Origin of the sequence: Bacteroides sp. LFL-34, from assembly GCF_027257075.1 — a bacterium.
GTDB classification, from domain to species: Bacteria; Bacteroidota; Bacteroidia; order Bacteroidales; family Bacteroidaceae; genus Bacteroides; species Bacteroides ovatus.
Window position 1 is genome coordinate 64,398 of record NZ_JAPQKZ010000008.1, and the last position, 22,145, is coordinate 86,542.

Annotated in this window: 17 protein-coding genes; 14 read left to right on the plus strand and 3 right to left on the minus strand. The window is 43.5% G+C overall.

All coding sequences use genetic code 11. The features are described 5' to 3' along the window. Nucleotides 1-3,984 carry a hybrid sensor histidine kinase/response regulator transcription factor gene (locus N5O98_RS06540; protein ID WP_118161309.1) on the minus strand — a complete coding sequence of 1,328 codons (3,984 nt, stop codon included), beginning with the start codon at nt 3,982-3,984 and terminating at the stop codon, nt 1-3. Between the two features lie 259 nt (nt 3,985-4,243). Between N5O98_RS06540 and N5O98_RS06545 the strand changes: the two genes are divergently transcribed. Then, the gene (locus tag N5O98_RS06545; RefSeq protein WP_032846546.1) at nt 4,244-5,590 is read left to right on the plus strand and encodes a deoxyguanosinetriphosphate triphosphohydrolase; all 1,347 of its coding nucleotides are present in this window, start codon (nt 4,244-4,246) and stop codon (nt 5,588-5,590) included. On the opposite strand, the gene N5O98_RS06550 is transcribed toward N5O98_RS06545, so the two are convergent. Both N5O98_RS06550 and N5O98_RS06555 read right to left on the minus strand, forming a co-directional pair. Then, nucleotides 5,562-6,578, minus strand: a complete 1,017-nt coding sequence (locus N5O98_RS06550; protein WP_004309515.1) for a GNAT family N-acetyltransferase — start codon at nt 6,576-6,578, stop codon at nt 5,562-5,564. The genes N5O98_RS06545 and N5O98_RS06550 overlap by 29 nt on opposite strands. A gap of 26 nt (nt 6,579-6,604) precedes the next feature. After that, entirely contained in the window at nt 6,605-7,423 is an 819-nt protein-coding gene (locus tag N5O98_RS06555) for a 1-acyl-sn-glycerol-3-phosphate acyltransferase (protein ID WP_004324396.1), read from the minus strand. A gap of 253 nt (nt 7,424-7,676) precedes the next feature. Between N5O98_RS06555 and N5O98_RS06560 the strand changes: the two genes are divergently transcribed. From N5O98_RS06560 to N5O98_RS06620, 13 genes are all read left to right on the plus strand, one after another. After that, nucleotides 7,677-8,180 carry an RNA polymerase sigma factor gene (locus N5O98_RS06560; protein ID WP_004298201.1) on the plus strand — a complete coding sequence of 168 codons (504 nt, stop codon included), beginning with the start codon at nt 7,677-7,679 and terminating at the stop codon, nt 8,178-8,180. 510 nt (nt 8,181-8,690) lie between these two features. Further along, a complete protein-coding gene (gene mraZ / locus N5O98_RS06565) occupies nt 8,691-9,161 on the plus strand; it encodes a division/cell wall cluster transcriptional repressor MraZ (RefSeq protein WP_004307337.1) in 471 nt (156 codons plus the stop codon). Then, nucleotides 9,148-10,062, plus strand: coding sequence for a 16S rRNA (cytosine(1402)-N(4))-methyltransferase RsmH (rsmH, locus tag N5O98_RS06570; protein WP_004309512.1), 915 nt, complete (start codon nt 9,148-9,150; stop codon nt 10,060-10,062). The genes mraZ and rsmH overlap by 14 nt, the downstream gene beginning before the upstream one ends. 6 nt (nt 10,063-10,068) lie before the next feature. Further along, a complete protein-coding gene (locus N5O98_RS06575) occupies nt 10,069-10,425 on the plus strand; it encodes an FtsL-like putative cell division protein (RefSeq protein ID WP_004298204.1) in 357 nt (118 codons plus the stop codon). 76 nt (nt 10,426-10,501) lie between these two features. Then, nucleotides 10,502-12,628, plus strand: coding sequence for a penicillin-binding protein (locus N5O98_RS06580; RefSeq protein ID WP_118161310.1), 2,127 nt, complete (start codon nt 10,502-10,504; stop codon nt 12,626-12,628). A gap of 29 nt (nt 12,629-12,657) precedes the next feature. Then, the gene (locus N5O98_RS06585; protein ID WP_004309511.1) at nt 12,658-14,106 is read left to right on the plus strand and encodes a UDP-N-acetylmuramoyl-L-alanyl-D-glutamate--2,6-diaminopimelate ligase; all 1,449 of its coding nucleotides are present in this window, start codon (nt 12,658-12,660) and stop codon (nt 14,104-14,106) included. A 90-nt stretch (nt 14,107-14,196) separates the two neighbouring features. After that, complete coding sequence (locus N5O98_RS06590; RefSeq protein WP_118161311.1) at nt 14,197-15,465, plus strand: phospho-N-acetylmuramoyl-pentapeptide-transferase; 1,269 nt, start codon at nt 14,197-14,199, stop codon at nt 15,463-15,465. A 141-nt stretch (nt 15,466-15,606) separates the two neighbouring features. Beyond that, on the plus strand, nt 15,607-16,941 hold the full coding sequence (gene murD, locus N5O98_RS06595) for a UDP-N-acetylmuramoyl-L-alanine--D-glutamate ligase (RefSeq protein ID WP_118161312.1): 1,335 nt from the start codon (nt 15,607-15,609) through the stop codon (nt 16,939-16,941). 32 nt (nt 16,942-16,973) lie between these two features. Further along, nucleotides 16,974-18,302, plus strand: coding sequence for an FtsW/RodA/SpoVE family cell cycle protein (locus N5O98_RS06600; protein WP_022200124.1), 1,329 nt, complete (start codon nt 16,974-16,976; stop codon nt 18,300-18,302). A 31-nt stretch (nt 18,303-18,333) separates the two neighbouring features. After that, nucleotides 18,334-19,464 carry an undecaprenyldiphospho-muramoylpentapeptide beta-N-acetylglucosaminyltransferase gene (murG, locus tag N5O98_RS06605; RefSeq protein WP_118161323.1) on the plus strand — a complete coding sequence of 377 codons (1,131 nt, stop codon included), beginning with the start codon at nt 18,334-18,336 and terminating at the stop codon, nt 19,462-19,464. Nucleotides 19,465-19,495: 31 nt separating this feature from the next. Further along, nucleotides 19,496-19,882, plus strand: coding sequence for a GxxExxY protein (locus N5O98_RS06610; protein WP_022200127.1), 387 nt, complete (start codon nt 19,496-19,498; stop codon nt 19,880-19,882). 30 nt (nt 19,883-19,912) lie between these two features. Beyond that, nucleotides 19,913-21,289, plus strand: a complete 1,377-nt coding sequence (gene murC / locus N5O98_RS06615) for a UDP-N-acetylmuramate--L-alanine ligase (protein WP_118161313.1) — start codon at nt 19,913-19,915, stop codon at nt 21,287-21,289. A gap of 70 nt (nt 21,290-21,359) precedes the next feature. Then, the gene (locus N5O98_RS06620; RefSeq protein ID WP_022200129.1) at nt 21,360-22,097 is read left to right on the plus strand and encodes a cell division protein FtsQ/DivIB; all 738 of its coding nucleotides are present in this window, start codon (nt 21,360-21,362) and stop codon (nt 22,095-22,097) included. Nucleotides 22,098-22,145 lie beyond the last annotated feature (48 nt).

Consider the following 22,145-nt stretch of genomic DNA (forward strand, 5'->3'; position numbering starts at 1 on the left):
TTATCCTTTATAATCTTTCGGTAATACCCCAAACTTTTCTTTAAAACACTTTGCAAAATACGAAGAAGTAGTAAACCCTAACTGTTCGGCAACTTCAGCTATTCGTATACCACTCATGATTAGTTCAGTCGACTTATTCAACCGAAAGTTCTTTATATAATCATGAGGCGGCATACCAGACAGAGCCTTTATCTTCCGGGAAAAATTAGAACGACTCATATTCATCTGCTCTGCTAACAAATCTATCGAGCAACTCTCATCAGCAAGCAGTTCCGACAAAATCGTATTTACCCTCTCTATAAATTCTACATCTTTTTGTGAAAGAGCAAAATCCGCCAATGAAGAAGTCGGACTTCCAGAAAGATTAATCATCAACTTATGGAAGTCCAGTCGCAGTTTTAATAAGTTTTCGATTTGTTTATGGAGCTGCTTAATAGAGAATGGTTTCTCAATATATGCATCAGCACCATTTTCAAAACCTTCCGCTTTTGAGTCTAACGTTGTCTTCGCTGTCAACAAGATAACGGGAATATGAGAGTAAACTAGATCTGATTTTATATAGTTGCATAGTTCAAGACCATTCATTTCGGGCATCATAATATCACTTACAATGACATCAATACTCTCACGTGAAAGTATTTCCAGTGCTTCTTTTCCATTGCAGGCAGAAAAAACTTTAAACCAATCACTTAGAAATTCTCTGGTCAAATTTAATAACTCGACATTATCTTCCACCAATAAAACAATGAATCTCTTATTTCCAAACTCCGAATCCGGCATTTTTTTTCCTTCCACATCTATCATCTGCATTTCAGCAAATTCATTCGGAATACTTTCCATTACTACTGTTTCCAACGGCAAAGACAATATAAATGAGGAACCACCTTCCATCCTATTTTCTAATGATAAAGTTCCATGATGAGCTTCTGCCAAAGATTTGGCAAATACCAAACCAATCCCTGTACCTGTAGACGTTGCCACCGGATCATCCGGCAATTGATAGAAAGCCTGAAATATCTTATTTTGCTGACCTTCAGGGACTCCGGGGCCATCATCACTCACTATTATATTTACCCTATCGCCCAATAATATTAGCCGCATCTCGACTTGAGATTTTGCATATTTAATAGCATTTCCTACCAAGTTTACCAAAATTTTACTAACTTTCTCCGAATCAATCATCACACTAATTTCTTCAGGAGGTAAACTAAGACAGATTGTTAACCCTTGCAAATCTACAGAACCATTGAACAGATTGAATATATCACTCACCAACGCATTAATACTACACTCCTTCATGCTAAGTTGCAATGCTCCACTCTCCATCTTCTGAAAATCAAGTAACTGATTCGTTATTCCCAACAGATAATTTACATTCTTATCCATCACCGAAAGGTATTTTTCTTTTCTTTCTTCTTTTTCCTCTTCCCTCAACTTTTCCAGAGGGAGCCGAATCAGACTAAGAGGAGTACGTATTTCATGTACCAGATTGATAAAAAAATTGATTTTCGATTTATACACCTCTTTTTCCTTGGCAACCTGATAATCCTCCATACGACGTTTATATTTACGCTTGACATAGAGATTCCAACGCCAACCAATATAGCAAGCTGTACACAGAAATAATAGTATATACATAAAATAAGCGACACTAGTCCGCCACCAGGGCGGAGTTATCACAATCCATAAGGAAGCCGCTTTCTCATTCCAGTGATGGTCATTGTTAGAGCCACAAACTAAAAACTCATATTCCCCAGCTGGAAGATTAGTGTATGAGGCCGTATTATTAGATGAATGTATCCACTCCTTATCAATACCTTTCAACATATAAGTATAACGATTTCTGTGTGGATCTTCATAACTAAGTGCTACAAAACGTACTGTAAAACTATTATTTGTATAGGGTAATTGGATCTTATCCGCTTTATAGAAGGGCTTATCTAAACGAAGCAGCCGTTTCACTTCTTGTTCATCTGCCAAATAAGGGAAACTAATATCAGTAACATAAACAGGGGGAAGATAGGTATTATCCGTAAACTGCCCCGGTTCAAATACATTGAAACCATTGATTCCTCCAAAATAGAACTTCCCTGTGGACGATCTCAATGAAGACTGTGCAGTAAACTGATTACCTTGCAAACCATCATTTACGGTAAATAAATGAAAGTTCTTTTGAGACACGGGATTAATGCGGCATAATCCGGCATTACAGGAAATCCAAAAATCACCGGTCCGATCCTGTTCTATAGAGAAAATTACCTTATTAGGCAACAATGTATTTTCCGGGTCGAAGTCAATGAAAGTCTCCGTATCTTTGGAGAATGAGCATAATCCTCCTCCATTGGTTCCAAACCACATTGTTCCTTTCATATCTTCAAACAATGTAATCACAGAATTACTGGTAATAGTTGTTGTATCTTCACGTATATGTTCAAAATGTTCCCAACGATCGTTCACTGTATTATAACGAAAGACACCACTATTTGAGGTCGCAACCCAAAGATTATTGTACATATCCTCATAAATATCAGTTACAGAAGCCATAGAGCCGACATGAATGATTGTCACAAAATTATCCAATTGCGAATTGTAACGACATAAGCCCCAACTTGTTCCTACAAAAACATCTCCTTTTCGGTCTTTAAAGAGACTCAAGACATCATTACTACAAATTGTATAGGGAATATCGCGAGAATGGACATAACTCTTTACTGCTCCAGTTTTCAGGTTTAGCACATGCAACCCTTCCGCATAGGTTCCTATCCAAAGGCGGTCGCCATCTAGCAGCAAGCTACGAATGTTATATCTCGCATCCACATTCTTTAAAGTATACTCCGAAAGTGAATGAATTTGTGTATTGAAAAAACATAACCCGTTCCGGGTTCCCACCCAGATATTTCCATTCTGGTCTTCACAAAGAGGGCCGATCTCCCTGCCAAGCTCTAATGTACCTGATAATGAGATAAGGGAATAGTAATCAAAACGCTTCAATTGCTTAGTCATGTAACTCACTCCGCCGGAGTTAGTCATCACCCAAAGTGTACCTTCGGCATCCCACATCATTGCATTAACAGTTGGATCGCCCAATGCCCGCAAGCCAAAGGGAGAATCGCCTCTACGAAATGTTTTAAGGTCGCGATTGAACAGATACAGTCCATTATCCGTACCAACTAACAATTCTTTTTCGTTATAATCCAGCAAACAGAGAATAGCACCGAAATTCTGTGCAGACGCATCATAAATTTTCAAATCCGGGCTTCCTTCCTGATAACAACCTAATAAATTAGTACCTACGCCAAACCATATTTCATTCTTAATACTATAGAGACAATTGATTCTCTGACTGCCTATGTTTGAATCTGACAGAACCGGATAATTTTGCAGAAAGGTTCCCTTCTCATCAAAACAAAATAGTCCTTCCTGCATTGAAGAAACATAAATACGGGAATCTGCACTCTGACAGATATCCCAAACAAAAGAAGTATGAATACTATTCTGTGTCAGCACACCTGTCACTGGTTCATAAATAAACACACCTTGCCCCAACGTAGCAATCCAAATCAAACCGCTTTGAGTTTTTATGATTTTCTTCACCTCACTACTGACAAATACGCCATACCGTGTTGTTTCATTAAAATAAGAAAAGCGGTCAGTAGAACGGTCATAGATATAAAGTCCCGAATTTGTTCCTACCCAGATATTTTCCCCTTCTTCCAAAAGGGAACTGACGAAATTATTACCCAAAGAATATTTATTATTCAAAGCATTCCGATACACCCTGTTGCCACAACCATCATAACAATTCATTCCATCACTTGTGCCAATCCACAAAAAGCCATAGCTATCTTGAATCGAACACCAAGTCGTATTGTGCGAAAGTCCGTCTTCCACCTGATACCTTTTAAAAGAGAAATCAGTAGAAGCGAATATGGCTTCAAAATTGAAAACGATTATACAGATAAAGGCTGTAACCTGTTTTTTCATATAAATAAGAAGTAAAAAGATTAATCCAGATCAAGTCTACCGCCGATTCAGTCAAAACCCCGAACCTATTTTATCTTTAACGACAAATATCTCGGACAGCAGATTTAACAAGCGAAAATACACATTTTGAACTGAAAAATAGTTAAGTTTGCAGTTAAATAATAAATAATGTGCTAATAAGGCGAGGTGCTAATGTACCAACTGTCAATTGACACATTCATCAATCATCAAATCGCAAATCGTTAAATCGTAAATAAAAATGATGAATTGGAAACAACTAATATCAGCGAAACGTTTCGGGATGGAAGAATTCCATGAAGAACGACAGGAAAACCGATCCGAATTCCAGCGGGACTATGACCGTCTCATTTTTTCGGCTCCTTTCCGCAGATTACAGAACAAGACGCAAGTATTCCCTCTTCCGGGCAGCGTTTTTGTACACAACCGACTTACGCACAGTCTCGAAGTAGCCAGCGTTGGCCGTTCACTCGGGGACGATGTTGCCAAAGCACTTCTGGAACGTCATCCGGAACTTCAAGATTCTTTTCTGCCGGAGATTGGTTCTATCGTCTCGGCCGCTTGCCTGGCACACGATTTGGGTAATCCGCCCTTCGGTCATTCAGGTGAAAAGGCTATTTCTACCTTTTTCTCTGAAGGAAAAGGAGTTCGTCTGAAAGAAAAGCAGCCGAACGGCGAGCAACTGTCTCCGATGGAATGGGAAGATTTGACACATTTTGAAGGAAATGCAAATGCGTTCCGAATACTGACACATCAGTTTGAAGGACGTCGCAAAGGCGGATTCGTCCTGACATACACCACTCTGGCTTCTATCGTAAAATATCCCTTTTCATCGAGCCTTGCAAGAACCAAATCGAAGTTTGGATTCTTCGTCAGCGAAGAAGAAAGTTTCCAAAAAATAGCAACTGAATTAGGACTGACCTTGCTCAACGAGCATCCTTTGAAGTATGCACGCCACCCACTAGTCTATTTAGTGGAAGCGGCAGACGATATTTGCTATCAGATGATGGATATTGAGGATGCATATAAACTGAAGATTCTCACCACTGAAGAAACCAAAGAACTATTAATGACCTATTTCAGCGAAGAGCGACAAGAACATCTCCGGAAAACATTCCTGATTGTCAATGATGTCAACGAGCAAATCGCCTACCTGCGTTCTTCCGTCATCGGTTTATTGATCCGGGAGTGTACCCGTGTCTTTTTAGATCATGAACAAGAAATACTGTCCGGCACGTTCGAAGGATCACTAATCAAGCGCATAGCCGAGCGTCCGGCAGCAGCCTATAAACACAGCGTCGAAGTATCTATCAATAAAATCTACCGTTCACGGGACGTACTGGATGTTGAACTGGCGGGATTCCGCATCATCAGCACCCTGCTCGAATTGATGATAGATGCCGTAACCTCACCCGAAAAGACTTATTCCAAACTCCTGATCGACCGGGTTTCCAGTCAATACAATATAAAAGCGCCCGTACTCTATGAAAGAATACAGGCGGTACTTGACTATATATCGGGAATGACCGACGTCTTTGCTCTTGATCTTTATCGTAAAATTAACGGGAACAGTCTGCCTGCGGTGTAACCACTTTAGGAGTAAACACTTCTTCCCCTTCACAAGAAGACAATCTCAACGCATCCGGATGGCTTTCAATAAACGTCTGGATGTGTCGAATTCGTTTATCTTCAAGAATTTCGTCTACAGCAATCAGGATACCGGTTTCTTCCACATCACCGAACTCGTAATTGACAGCTGTTCCGAACATACGCATCGTAGGGCTTAAGCTCATATACGCATTTACCAACGGAGGAATATTATAGCCCAACTTACGGATTTCACAATTCAATATCTTATAGTCCTCTTTAAAAGTATTCTTGCAGAACAATGCGTTCAACTCTTCTTCGGAAGTCTCAAGTTGCAGAGGTTCAATCGGAGTAACAAGCTTCTCTTGGTCATAAAAATGTTTCTTGAGGAAATGAAGAATCATATCACGGCCACGACGATGGTAGCTAGGATACATGGTCACCTTGCCAAAGAAATACTTCACATTCGGCATAACCACGGTCAACGCTCCCAACCCATCCCACAGATTATCCAAAGCGAACAATCCTTTGCTTCCGGCACGGGTAGACTGATATTCAAGCGTAACAAACGAACGCCCCAGCTCAATTGTCTGCGGCAGGTATTCTTTAATAAAAGCATCAGAAAAATGAAACATGTGGGAAGTAGCCAGAATTGGCGCGCCTTTTTCATCAAAACGCACGTCCGTACCAAGCAGATACCGGTAACCGCCCAGAATTTCTTCCGCTTCCGGATTCCATACGATCAACTGCTTGTAGGGGTGTTCCATTGTGTCGTATTCATCAATATCCATTGACAGACCTGTACCTCCACCAGCAGCACGGAAAGCTATTTCACGCAAACGACCAATCTCTCTCATTACATTAGGAGCATTCTGATGAGTAATAATATAAATCTGATTATTACTCTTATTCGTCATTCGTAAGCGTCTGTCTTCCGTCAATTCTGCCTTTAGCAGTTCTTTGCTTACCGGTTTAATAATCTCTTCCATATTCCTTGTTATAGTTGTTCTATCAGTTACAGTTTATAAACAATATCCTTTACGTATTCAGCCCACTGCGCAGGAGTTTTCGATTTATCAAAAGTCTGCCAGGGTATAGGTTTGCCAAAAGTGACAGTAAAAGTTTTGTGGCGATTCTTAAACATTTCATCCGCAAGATACAACATAGCAATGTTAAACTTAATGCCCAGTGCCTTGCAAACATTTGCCAGATTGTAAAAGAAGTCAGAATTCCTGCCCCCAAAATGCACGGGTATTACATCACGTTTTGCTTGTATGCTCTTTACTACAAATGTCTTTTTCCATTCCAGGTCGCGAATCACTCCATTCTGACGGCGCGAGCACAGTCCGGCAGGAAACATAATCAGCTGATCGTCGGACTGAAATCCGGCTTCCACCATCTTCGGGAAGTCCTTTGCCTGCTTGCCGGTTTTATTAATAGGTATGCAAAGGGGAGCCAACCCGCGTAGATTCATCAATAAATCATTCACCAGGTATTTCACCTTCCCCTCATAGTGCTTACCTAACACATAACCAAGCGCAACACCATCCTGTCCACCTAACGGATGATTGGACACAAAAGTATACAATCCATCCTTAGGCAAATTCTCAATGCCTTTTATGTCCACTTTCGCATCCAAAAAGCCCATACATGCCTCCAGAAAGTCCACACCCAATCTATCCTTCGACTCATTCAGGAATACATTAATTTCATCCTGATGAACAATTTTCTTCAGATAAGAAACCACGAATTTAGGGATGTACTTATAATGCTTCGGAGCCTTTGTCCGAAGTATCTTATCGACATCAATCAAAAATAAAGAGTCATCAGTCATTCTTTTCAAATAAAAATGATGGCACAAAATTAACGGTTCTTTTTTATTAATCGCAATAATTTGGTAGAAAATGCAGGATTTAAGTTCAGAACATAAAAAAACACCACCCAAAAACTATCAAAAATGACCTAAAAACTATCCGCGGATAGTTTTCGGGTAAAAAAACGTCAGTTTTTCCCCTACCGGGTTTCAAAAATTCATGTAAACTTGCAACAATAACAAACGAATATTCACCTTTAAAAAGCAACACATTATGAAAAGTTTAAGCTTCAGAAAAGACTTAGTAGGAGTACAAGATGAATTACTACGCTTCGCTTATAAACTGACAACTGACCGTGAAGAAGCAAACGATTTGTTGCAGGAGACATCATTAAAAGCATTAGATAATGAAGATAAATATACCCCTGATACAAATTTCAAAGGATGGATGTATACCATCATGCGCAATATATTCATAAACAACTACCGCAAGGTAGTCCGCGACCAGACATTCATCGACCAGACTGATAATCTTTATCATCTGAATTTGCCACAGGATGGAAGTTCTGAAAATACAGAAAGAGCATACGACCTGAAAGAGATGCACCGTGTAGTTAACAAACTCCCCAAAGAATACAGAGTTCCGTTTGCGATGCACGTTTCAGGATTCAAATACCGTGAAATTGCGGAAAAACTGAACCTCCCGTTGGGTACAGTGAAAAGCCGTATTTTCTTCACGCGCCAGAAATTACAGGAAGAGTTGAAAGACTTCCGCTAAACCTTAACTATATAAAACTTAGTGATTTTGAATCACATATTTCTTTAATGCAGATTTTTAGTTTTGATAATGATTAAAAGGCAGAAATACTCCGGTATATTCTGCCTTTTCTTTTATTGCGAAGATTAGTTGTCCGACACCCGGGTGTCAGCACATACAACACCCGGGTCTCAACCTATCTGACACCCGGGTGTCGGGTGCACTGAGACCCGGGTCTCAACCTATCTGACACCCGGGTGTCGGGTGCACTGAGACCCGGGTGTCAGATAAACCTCTATTGCATGAAAAAGAATCTCTCCCACCACATTATTTAAATTTTACCTATACAGACATTTTTTCCGTTCTACGCCCACGGGCTCCCCACCAGTAAAGCATTCTCGAAGGCATATCATTTTCAAGCAAATAGACATTTAACATTCTGTTGAAAACTTCTCTGAAAGTTTTTTATGGAAAGTTGTGGGGAATTGTGGGGAATTTCATACTTTTACGGTCGCTTATTATAATAAGGTAATGATACGTTTTTTAGGAAATATTGAAGCCAGGGCGGACGCCAAAGGAAGGGTGTTCATACCCGCCACCTTCAGGAAGCAATTACAAGCCGCTTCCGAAGAGAGGCTTATTATGCGTAAAGACGTATTTCAAGACTGTTTAACCCTATACCCCGAGAGCGTGTGGAACGAGGAGTTGAACGAGCTACGTAGTAGACTTAACAAATGGAATAGCAAACACCAACTTATTTTCAGGCAATTCGTGAGCGACGTTGAAATAGTGACACCTGATAGCAACGGGCGCATATTAATTCCGAAACGGTATTTACAGATTTGCAGTATCCATGGGGATATTCGCTTTATCGGCATCGATAACAAGATAGAGATCTGGGCGAAAGAACGGGCAGAACAGCCTTTCATGTCACCCGAAGAGTTCGGTGCAGCATTAGAAGAAATTATGAACGATGATAATAGACAAGATGGAGAAAGATGAATTGACATATCACGTACCTGTATTGCTGAAAGAAAGCGTTGACGGTATGAATATCCAACCGGATGGAACGTATGTAGACGTTACATTCGGAGGAGCGGGACATTCGCGCGAGATCCTTTCACGGCTCGGAGAAGGCGGACGTTTGCTAGGATTCGACCAGGACGAGGACGCTGAACGGAACATTGTCAACGATACTCATTTCATCTTCGTGCGCAGTAACTTCCGCTATCTGCACAACTTCCTGCGTTATCACGACATCGAACAGGTAGACGCGATCCTGGCCGACCTCGGCGTATCTTCCCATCATTTCGATGATAGCGAACGTGGCTTCTCCTTCCGTTTTGACGGGGCACTGGATATGCGTATGAACAAGCGTGCCGGTATGACAGCAGCAGATATCGTGAATACTTATGATGAAGAACGTCTTGCAAACATCCTCTACCTGTACGGGGAACTAAAGAATAGCCGCAAACTGGCTTCTGTCATCGTTAAAGCCAGAAGCGGACAGAATATCCGGACCATCGGTGAGTTTTTGGAAATCATCAAACCGCTTTTCGGTCGTGAACGCGAAAAGAAAGAGCTGGCAAAGGTGTTCCAGGCACTACGAATTGAAGTAAACCAAGAGATGGAGGCGTTGAAGGAGATGTTGCTGGCTGCTACGGAGGCATTAAAGCCGGGCGGCAGACTGGTAGTTATCACCTATCATTCGCTGGAAGACCGAATGGTGAAAAACATCATGAAGACAGGCAATGTAGAAGGAAAAGCGGAAACCGACTTCTTCGGCAATCTGCAAACGCCTTTCCGCCTTGTCAACAATAAGGTAATCGTTCCCGACGAGGCAGAAATAGAACGAAACCCGCGGTCGAGAAGCGCCAAATTACGAATTGCAGAAAAGAAATAAAAAGATATGGAAGAAGAAGTAGTAAACAAGAAAGCAGAAGAGGACAAGAAGAAAAAACGCACCTCTCTGAAGAGTATTCTGGGTGGAGACATTCTGGCTACCGATTTTTTCCGCCGTCAAACGAAGTTGCTGGTACTTATCATGGTATTCATCATCTTCTACATTCACAATCGTTATGCCAGTCAACAGCAACAGATCGAAATAGACCGGCTGAAAAAGGAATTGACAGACATTAAATACGATGCACTGACTCGCAGCTCAGAGCTGATGGAAAAGAGCCGCCAGTCACGCATTGAAGATTATATATCGAGTAAGGAAAGCGATTTGCAAACATCAACCAATCCTCCTTACCTTATTAAATAGATGATAGTGGATAGTTGATAAATGATAGTTAAGCGTTTAAAAGACAAATACTGTGGCAGTTAATAAAAAGAACATAATGACCCGTTACTTCTTCGTCATCCTATTGATGGCGTTGATAGGAGTAGCTATTGTTGTAAAAGCAGGCATCACCATGTTTGCCGAACGACAATACTGGCAGGATGTGGCTGACCGTTTCGTAAAAGAGAATGTGACGGTAAAACCTAATCGTGGAAACATTATTTCTTCTGACGGTAAACTGATGGCCAGCTCTCTGCCCGAGTACAGAATATATATGGACTTTATGTCCGGTGAAAAGGATGAAAAACGCAGGCAGAAAGATCAGGCACGCCGGGATTCCATCCTCAATGCCAATATGGATTCAATCTGTATCGGACTTCACAAGATATTCCCGGACAAGAGTGCGGCTCAATTCAAGGCACACCTCAAGAAAGGACGCCAGGCAAAAAGCCGCAATTATCTGATTTATCCGAAACGTATCTCCTATATACAATATAAAGAGGTAAAGAGACTACCTGTATTCTGCTTGAACCGGTATAAAGGCGGATTCAAGGAACAAGCTTACAATCAGCGTAAGAAACCGTTCGGTTCACTGGCTGCCCGTACACTGGGAGATGTGTATGCAGACACAGCCAAAGGAGCGAGAAATGGTATCGAACTTGCTTTCGACACCATCCTGAAAGGGCGGGACGGATTGACACACCGTCAGAAGGTGATGAACAAATACCTGAACATTGTCGATGTGCCACCAGTTGATGGTTGCGATCTGATTAGTACTATCGATGTAGGTATGCAGGATATTTGCGAGAAGGCGTTGGTGGATAAGCTGAAAGAGCTGAATGCGAGCGTGGGTGTGGTGGTATTGATGGAGGTAAGTACCGGAGAAGTGAAAGCCATCGTCAACATGATGCAAGGCAAAGACGGTGAGTACTACGAAATGCGCAACAATGCTATTAGTGATATGCTCGAGCCGGGGTCTACTTTCAAAACGGCCTCTATCATGGTAGCTCTTGAAGACGGAAAGATCACGCCGGACTATGTGGTAGATACCGGCAACGGCCAGATGCCGATGTATGGACGTGTCATGAAAGACCATAACTGGCATCGCGGAGGATATGGAAAGCTGACTGTTACGGAAATTCTAGGGGTTTCGTCCAATGTGGGTACCTCTTATATTATAGACCATTTCTACGGCAGCAACCCGCAGAAATTTGTAGACGGGTTGAAACGGATGAGCATCGACCAGCCGTTACACCTGCAGATTGCGGGAGAAGGAAAACCGAATATACGCGGCCCGAAAGAACGTTATTTTGCAAAGACAACATTGCCGTGGATGAGTATCGGCTACGAGACACAGGTTCCACCGATCAATATTCTCACATTCTATAATGGGATAGCCAACAACGGAGTCACCGTGCGTCCGAAGTTTGTCAAAGCTGCCATGAAGGACGGGGAAGTAGTGAAAGAATATCCGACAGAGGTAATCAATCCCAAGATTTGTTCGGATAAGACTTTGGTACAGATCCGTGAGATTCTCCGGAAAGTGGTTGGTGAAGGACTTGCCAAACCTGCGGGAAGCAAGCAGTTCCACGTTTCAGGAAAAACAGGAACGGCGCAGATTTCACAGGGAGCAGCCGGATACAAAACGGGAAGAACAAATTATCTGGTTAGTTTCTGCGGGTATTTCCCGTCAGAAGCACCTAAATATAGCATGATTGTCTCTATCCAGAAACCAGGATTACCGGCTTCGGGAGGTTTAATGGCAGGTAGTGTGTTCAGCAAGATTGCAGAAAGGGTGTATGCCAAAGACTTGCGGTTACCGCTGACCAATGCGATTGATACTAATTCCGTAGTCATTCCGAATGTAAAAGCCGGAGAGATGCGCGAAGCGCAACGAGTATTGGAAGAGCTGCAGATTAACGTACAAGGCAAAATCGCTGATTCGGGCAAAGAGGTTTGGGGAAATACCCATTCTGCCCCACAAGCTGTGGTTCTTGAGAGCCGGAGCAATATGCAGAATTTTGTACCGAGTGTGATAGGTATGGGAGCGAAAGACGCTGTGTACTTGTTGGAAAGCAAAGGATTGAAAGTCAATCTGGTCGGCGTAGGCAAAGTAAAAAGCCAGTCGATAGCCAACGGAACGATTGTTAAGAAGGGACAGACAGTGACGCTTACGCTTAATTAAAAATTAAAGATTAAAAATTGAATAGAGTGATGTTATTAAATGAGTTACTGAAAGCAATCCAACCGGTAGAGGTAGCCGGAGATTCAAACATAGAAATCACCGGTGTCAACATAGACTCCCGTCTAGTGGAAGCCGGACAGCTATTCATGGCAATGCGTGGCACACAAGCCGACGGCCATGCTTATATACCTGCTGCCATCGCAAAAGGAGCAATCGCCATCCTTTGCGAGGATATGCCGGAAGAACCTGTAGCGGGGATCACCTATGTACGAGTAAAAGACAGCGAAGATGCGGTAGGAAAGATTGCCACTACCTTCTACGGAGACCCGACTTCCAAGTTGAAACTGGTCGGCGTTACCGGGACGAACGGAAAAACAACGATCGCTACCTTATTATATAATACATTCCGTTATTTCGGCTATAAGGTGGGATTGATTTCTACCGTTTGCAATTACATCGATGATGAATCGATTCCGACAGAACATACTACTCCTGATCCAATCACGTTGAACTGTTTGTTGGGACGGATGGCAGATGAAGGATGCAAATATGTTTTCATGGAAGTCAGCTCCCACTCGATTGCACAGAAACGTATCAGTGGACTAAAGTTTGCAGGAGGGATCTTTACCAATCTGACCCGCGACCATCTCGACTATCATAAAACAGTAGAGAACTATCTGAAAGCGAAGAAGAAATTCTTTGACGATCTGCCGAAAAATGCATTCAGCCTGACCAATCTGGACGATAAAAACGGACTGGTAATGACGCAGAACACACGTTCGAAGGTCTATACTTATTCATTGAGAAGTCTTAGCGACTTTAAAGGACGGGTATTAGAGTCTCATTTCGAAGGGATGCTGCTCGACTTCAACAATCATGAACTGGCAGTTCAGTTTATCGGAAAGTTCAATGCTTCCAATTTATTGGCGGTATTCGGGGCGGCAGTTCTGTTAGGCAAGAAAGAGGAAGAGGTGCTTGTAGCTCTTAGCACACTTCATCCGGTAGCCGGACGCTTCGATGCGGTCCGCTCACCGCAGGGAATTACGGCGATTGTTGATTATGCACATACCCCGGATGCTCTCATTAATGTACTGAACGCTATTCATGGAGTGCTTGAAGGAAAAGGAAAAGTGATTACCGTGGTAGGCGCCGGCGGTAACCGCGACAAGGGCAAACGCCCCATCATGGCAAAGGAAGCTGCCAAAGCGAGTGACCGCGTCATCATCACTTCCGACAATCCGCGCTTTGAAGAGCCGCAAGACATCATCAATGACATGCTTGCCGGACTGGATGCGGAAGATATGAAGAAAACACTAAGCATTGCCGACCGTAAAGAAGCAATTCGCACGGCTTGCATGCTGGCAGAGAAAGGAGATGTAATTCTCGTTGCCGGAAAAGGACATGAGAATTACCAGGAGATAAAAGGAGTGAAACATCATTTTGATGACAAAGAAGTACTCAAAGAAATTTTTAAATAATGAATAGACTGTGCTAATATGCCGACCGGCTTCGTTATCTATCCGACAGCAACCGGCATAACAACACATCAATAAATTGGCAAATTATTTATGTTATACTATCTATTTGAATGGCTACATAAGCTCAATTTTCCAGGAGCGGGAATGTTCGGATATACTTCATTCCGTGCTTTGATGGCGGTTATCCTCGCATTACTTATTTCAAGTATCTGGGGAGATAAGTTCATCAACCTACTCAAAAGGAAACAAATCACAGAAACGCAGCGTGATGCTAAAACCGACCCGTTTGGCGTCAATAAAGTAGGCGTGTCGAGCATGGGAGGTGTCATCATCATTGTAGCCATCCTGATCCCTTGTTTATTGTTAGGTAAACTGCATAACATATACATGATACTGATGCTGATCACTACCGTATGGTTGGGATCGCTCGGATTCGCAGACGACTATATCAAAATCTTCAAAAGAGACAAAGAGGGTTTGCATGGCAAGTTCAAGATTATCGGTCAGGTCGGTTTAGGTTTAATTGTCGGAATGACCTTGTATTTAAGTCCGGACGTAGTGATCCGTGAGAATATCGAAGTTCATAATCCGGGACGGGAGATGGAAGTGATACACGGAACGAATGACCTGAAATCTACCCAGACAACGATTCCTTTTTTCAAGAGCAACAACCTTGATTATGCTGATCTGGTTTCGTTCATGGGAGAACATGCGCAAACAGCCGGATGGATATTGTTCGTCATTGTCACAATCATTGTGGTTACCGCCGTATCAAACGGCGCCAATCTGAATGACGGTATGGACGGAATGGCAGCCGGGAACTCGGCAATTATCGGTGCAACGTTGGGGGTACTGGCCTATGTATCATCGCATATCGAATTTGCAGGCTACCTGAACATCATGTATATTCCGGGCTCGGAAGAACTCGTAATCTATATCTGCGCCTTTATCGGTGCACTGATAGGTTTCTTATGGTACAACGCCTATCCGGCACAAGTATTTATGGGAGATACAGGCAGTCTTACTATTGGCGGTATTATCGCAGTGTTTGCCATCATCATCCACAAAGAGTTGCTGATACCGATTCTTTGCGGTGTATTCCTGGTAGAAAACCTGTCGGTAATCCTGCAACGGGCTTATTATAAGGCGGGAAAACGAAAAGGTGTGAAACAGCGATTGTTCAAGCGTACACCGATTCACGATCACTTCCGCACTTCGATGAGCCTGATTGAACCGGGATGCACGGTGAAATTCACCAAACCCGACCAACTGTTTCATGAATCAAAGATTACCGTCCGGTTCTGGATTGTAACGATTGTATTGGCAGCAATAACGATTATAACGCTTAAAATAAGATAACCGGCAAGGTGCCGGAGCCAAGTTTCCATACGGGAAACAAGTTTTATAGATAGAGAGTATTAACCCGATTATTAACTTTTAAAGATGTGCACAGCTAATAGATAAATCAATCAATTAGAAAATAAGGGCACATTATTGTAGATGAAAAGAATAGTAATTTTAGGAGCTGGCGAAAGCGGCGCAGGTGCAGCCGTACTCGCTAAAGTCAAAGGATTTGAGACGTTTGTTTCGGACATGTCCGCTATCAAGGACAAGTATAAGGAACTTCTCGACAGCCATCAGATTGCCTGGGAAGAAGGACACCATACCGAAGAACTCATTCTGAATGCCGACGAGGTAATCAAAAGCCCCGGTATCCCGAATGATGCCCCGATCATCCTGAAACTGAAAGCTCAAGGCACACCGGTGATCTCCGAGATTGAGTTTGCCGGACGCTATACTGATGCCAAAATGATCTGTATTACAGGTTCTAACGGGAAGACCACAACGACTTCCCTGATCTACCATATTTTCAAAAGCGCAGGTCTGAACGTAGGTTTGGCAGGCAACATCGGCAAAAGCCTTGCTTTGCAGGTAGCCGAAGATTACCACGATTACTATATTATCGAACTTAGCTCTTTCCAGCTGGATAATATGTATAACTTCCGTGCGAACATCGCCGTATTGATGAACATCACTCCGGACCATCTTGATCGCTACGACCATTGTATGCAGAATTACATCGACGCTAAATTCCGCATCACCCAAAACCAAACACCGGACGATGCTTTCATCTTCTGGAACGATGACCCTATCATCAGACAGGAACTGGCAAAACATGGTCTGAAAGCTCACTTGTATCCTTTTGCCACTGTAAAAGAGGATGGAGCGATTGCATACGTAGAAGATCACGAAGTGAAAATCACCGAACCGATTGCCTTCAACATGGAGCAAGAGGAACTGGCCCTGACAGGACAACACAACCTGTACAACTCTTTAGCCGCCGGTATCTCGGCAAACCTTGCCGGCATCGCCAAAGAAAACATCCGGAAAGCCCTCTCCGATTTCAAGGGAGTGGAACATCGGTTGGAAAAGGTGGCACGTGTGCGCGGAATTGATTTTATTAACGACTCTAAAGCCACGAATGTCAACTCCTGCTGGTATGCCCTGCAAAGCATGACTACCAAAACGGTATTGATTCTCGGTGGTAAAGATAAAGGAAACGACTATACTGAAATTGAAGACCTGGTACGCGAAAAGTGTTCAGCACTGGTATATCTGGGACTTCATAACGAAAAGCTTCACGAATTCTTCGACCGTTTCGGTCTGCCGGTAGCCGATGTGCAAACCGGCATGAAAGATGCCGTAGAAGCAGCATATAAACTGGCAAAGAAAGGTGAAACGGTATTATTAAGTCCTTGCTGCGCTTCTTTCGACCTCTTCAAGAGTTACGAAGACCGTGGCGACCAATTTAAAGAATGTGTCCGTGCCCTTTAATTTCTAATTATTTATTTTTAAATTCTGCAAGATTGGATTTATTAAAGAACATATTCAAAGGTGACAAGGTAATCTGGATTATCTTCCTCTGTCTCTGCCTCATCTCGATCATCGAGGTGTTTTCGGCAGCGTCGACGCTGACTTACAAAAGTGGCGACCATTGGGGGCCGATTACGCAACACTCCATCATCCTGATGGTGGGAGCTGTGGTAGTCGTATTTCTACATAATGTTCCCTACAAATGGTTCCAGGTATTTCCGGTCTTTCTATATCCGGTATCTCTGGTTCTACTGGCATTTGTCACGCTGATGGGCATTATCACAGGCGACCGTGTCAACGGGGCCGCCCGTTGGATGACCTTTATGGGATTGCAATTCCAGCCATCGGAATTGGCAAAGATGGCGGTAATCATTGCCGTCTCATTCATCCTGTCCAAAAGGCAGGACGAATATGGGGCCAATCCGAATGCCTTTAAATATATCATGATCCTCACCGGACTGGTATTCCTGCTCATCGCACCGGAAAACCTTTCGACAGCAATGCTGCTGTTCGGAGTGGTATGTATGATGATGTTCATCGGACGGGTATCTTCCAAGAAACTGTTCGGGATGTTGGGGATATTGGGGCTTGTAGGCGGTGTTGCCGTAGGCATACTGATGGCTATTCCCGCCAAAACACTGCACAACACTCCGGGACTTCACCGTTTCGAAACGTGGCAGAATCGTGTTTCCGGTTTCTTTGAGAAAGAAGAAGTGCCGGCAGCCAAATTTGATATTGACAAAGACGCACAGATTGCACACGCGCGAATCGCTATTGCTACCAGCCATGTAGTAGGCAAAGGTCCGGGAAACTCGATACAACGCGACTTCCTTAGCCAGGCATTCTCCGATTTTATCTTCGCGATTGTGATTGAAGAAATGGGACTGGTAGGAGGAATATTTGTGGTGTTCCTCTATTTATGGTTGCTGATGCGAGCCGGACGAATCGCCCAAAAGTGCGAGCGAACCTTCCCCGCCTTTCTCGTCATGGGTATTGCGCTGCTGCTGGTATCGCAGGCAATACTGAATATGATGGTTGCCGTCGGGTTATTCCCCGTCACAGGACAACCCCTGCCTCTGGTCAGCAAAGGAGGTACAAGTACGTTAATCAACTGCGCTTATATCGGAATGATATTAAGCGTAAGCCGATATACCGCTCATCTGGAAGAACAGAAAGCGCACGATGCACAGATCCAACTGCAAATAGAGGCGGATGCCGCAGCCAATTCGGAAGCACAGACCGCAGCCGAACCGACAGCGCAGATTCTGAACAGCGATGCCAAATTTGAAGATGAGCATGATAGCAGAAACAATGAACGGTAAATGTTGAGAAAGGACAGAAGAAAACAGAATGATGGAAAAAGAACTTAGAATTATCATCAGCGGTGGAGGAACAGGAGGACATATCTTTCCTGCCGTCTCTATCGCAAACGCTATAATAGAGCTACGCCCCGACGCAGAGATTCTCTTTGTAGGCGCTGAAGGACGAATGGAAATGCAACGGGTTCCCGATGCAGGCTACCGGATTATCGGACTTCCGATAGCCGGATTCGACCGCAAACATTTATGGAAAAATGTATCCGTATTGATTAAACTGATGCGCAGCCAATGGAAAGCGCGCAAAGTAATCAAAAACTTTCGCCCGCAAGTGGCGGTAGGTGTAGGCGGATATGCAAGCGGGCCAACACTAAAGACTGCCGGAATGATGGGAGTCCCCACATTAATCCAGGAGCAAAATTCGTATGCCGGAGTAACCAATAAACTCCTGGCACAGAAAGCTCGTAAGATTTGTGTAGCTTATGACGGAATGGAAAAGTTCTTCCCTGCCGACAAGATTATCATGACGGGTAATCCCGTCCGCCAGAACCTGACAAAGGATATGCCGTCAAAAGAAGAAGCGTTACGTTCTTTCCACTTACAGCCCGGCAAAAAGACAATCCTGATTGTAGGTGGCAGCTTGGGTGCACGCACCATCAACAACACGCTGACAGCCAGTCTGGCAACCATCAAGGAAAACACGGACGTGCAGTTTATCTGGCAAACGGGCAAATACTATTACCCGCAAGTAACAGAAGCCGTAAAAGCGGCAGGAGCACTTCCGAATTTATATGTAACGGATTTCATCAAAGATATGGCAGCCGCTTATGCAGCAGCCGATCTGGTTATCTCCCGTGCGGGAGCAGGTTCCATTTCTGAATTCTGCCTGCTGCACAAACCTGTTATCTTAGTGCCCTCGCCCAACGTAGCGGAAGATCACCAAACGAAGAACGCCTTGGCGTTGGTGAACAAGCAGGCAGCTATCTACGTCAAAGACAGTGAAGCGGCAACCACTTTGATGGACGTAGCCCTGTCCACTGTCAACGACGAGCAGAAATTGAAAGAACTAACAGAGAATATCGCCAAACTGGCTTTACCCGATTCAGCGAGAATCATCGCACAAGAGGTCATTAAGCTGGCGGAAGCAGAAAACAATAATAACAATTAGGCACGGATTACGCGGATTACACGGTTTAAGAATGATACACGAGAAATTGACAAAAGAGATTATAAGTGCTTTTTATGAAGTACACAGCACATTAGGATTCGGATTCCTAGAGCAGGTCTACCAAAATGCACTTTATAAGGAACTCTTAAAAAGAGGACTCTTCTGCCAAACTCAAAAAGAGATGAAAGTATATTATAAAAGTGAAATTGTAGGAAGGTATATTGCAGATATGATAGTAAATAATGAAATCATTCTTGAATTAAAAGCAGCAACAACTCTTCGTCCAGAACATGAATGGCAATTAGTAAATTATCTAAAAGCAACAGGAATAGAAGTTGGATTACTACTAAATTTTGGTGTAACAGCAGAGATTAAACGTAAAATATTGACACATCATGAAACCGTGAAATCCGTGTAATCCATGCCTAAAATAAAAAAATAAAAAGAAATGAATATAGAAACGATAAAATCAGTCTATTTCGTAGGTGCCGGCGGCATCGGTATGAGCGCACTTGTACGCTACTTCCTTTTCAAAGGAAAGGTAGTGGCAGGATATGACCGTACTCCTACTCCATTGACTGAAACGCTAATCTCCGAAGGCGCACAAATACATTATGAAGAAAACGTCGACCTGATTCCCGAAGCCTGCAAAGACAAGGAAAGTACGTTAGTCATATACACTCCGGCCGTTCCGCAGGAACACGAAGAACTCGTTTATTTCCGCAACAACGGATTCGAAATACAGAAACGCGCCCAAGTATTGGGAACGATTACCCATTCGAGCAAAGGTCTGTGCGTAGCAGGTACTCACGGGAAAACAACCACATCGACTATGACAGCTCATCTGTTCCACCAGTCGCACGTGGAATGTACCGCTTTTCTCGGAGGAATCTCAAAGAATTACGGCACCAACCTGCTGCTTTCTCAAGCAAGCCCTTACACAGTGATTGAAGCGGATGAATTTGACCGTTCTTTCCATTGGCTGTCACCCTATATGACCGTAATCACGTCTACCGACCCCGATCATCTGGACATCTACGGAACAGAGCAAGCCTACCTGGAAAGTTTCGAACATTACACCACGCTAATCCAACCGGGTGGCGCACTGATTATCCGCAAAGGCATCTCTCTGCAACCCAAAGTGCAGCCGGGCGTTCGTGTCTACACTTACTCACGTGACGAAGGCGACTTCCATGCAGAAAACATCCGTATCGGAAACGGAGAGATATTCATCGACTTTGTTGCTCCGGACACCCGTATCAACGACATCCAACTGGGAGTTCCGGTTAGCATCAACATAGAGAACGGCGTAGCCGCCATGGCATTGGCACACCTCAACGGGGTGACCGATGAAGAGATAAAAAGAGGCATGGCAAGTTTCCGCGGAGTAGACCGCCGGTTCGACTTCAAACTCAAGAACGACCGGATTGTCTTTCTAAGTGACTACGCACACCATCCCTCTGAAATCAAACAGAGCGTGTTGTCTATGCGCGAACTTTACAAGGACAAGAAGATTACAGCCATCTTCCAGCCTCATCTCTATACCCGCACCCGCGACTTCTATCAGGATTTTGCCGATAGCCTGTCGTTACTCGACGAAGTGATTCTGGTAGACATCTACCCGGCACGTGAAGCACCAATTCCGGGCGTTACCAGCAAACTGATTTATGATAATCTCCGTCCGGGTATCGAAAAAAGTATGTGCAAAAAGGAAGAGATACTGAACATTCTGAAAGATAAAAACATTGAAGTATTAATTACTTTGGGAGCCGGAGACATCGACAACTATGTCCCCGAAATAAAGGAACTATTAGAAAAAAGATAAATGAATAATCATCCGGCAGCCTGTCCGAAACAGTGCAAGCATTTTAATTTTTAATCTTTAATTTTTGATTATGATTAAAAGAATCCTTCTATCCATCGTCATGCTGGTGCTCATAGCTTACCTTGCCGTAGCTATCACCGCTTTCAACCGCAAGCCTGCCGACCAGACCTGCCGTGACATGGAATTGGTTATCAAGGATACCGCATACGCCGGCTTCATCACCAAAGAAGAGCTGAAAGGTATCCTTCAACACAAAGGGATCTACCCCATCGGGAAGAAGATGGAACGCATCTCCACCAAGTCACTGGAACGGGAACTAAGCAAACATCCGTTGATTGACGAAGCCGAATGCTACAAAACACCCAGCGGCAAAGTGTGCGTGGAAGTGACACAACGTATTCCTATCCTCCGGGTCATGAGCGCCAACGGCCAAAACTACTACCTTGACAACAAAGGAACTATCATGCCACCGGAAGCAAAATGCGTCGCTCACCGGGTAATTGTCACCGGAAACGTAGAAAAGTCGTTTGCAATGAAGGATTTATATAAGTTTGGTGTATTTTTGCATAATAATAAATTCTGGGACGCCCAGATAGAGCAGATCCATGTGTTGCCCGACCAGAACATCGAATTGGTGCCGCGTGTGGGAGACCATCTGGTCTATCTCGGAAAACTGGAGAACTTTGAAGATAAACTGGCACGTTTGAAGGAGTTCTACAAAAAAGGACTCAACCGGGTAGGCTGGAACAAATATTCACGTATCAATCTCGAATTCAGCAACCAGATTATCTGTACAAAACGAGAGTAGTTGATAAGTGATAGATGATAAGTAAACAGTCTCTCTATATAGTAAATT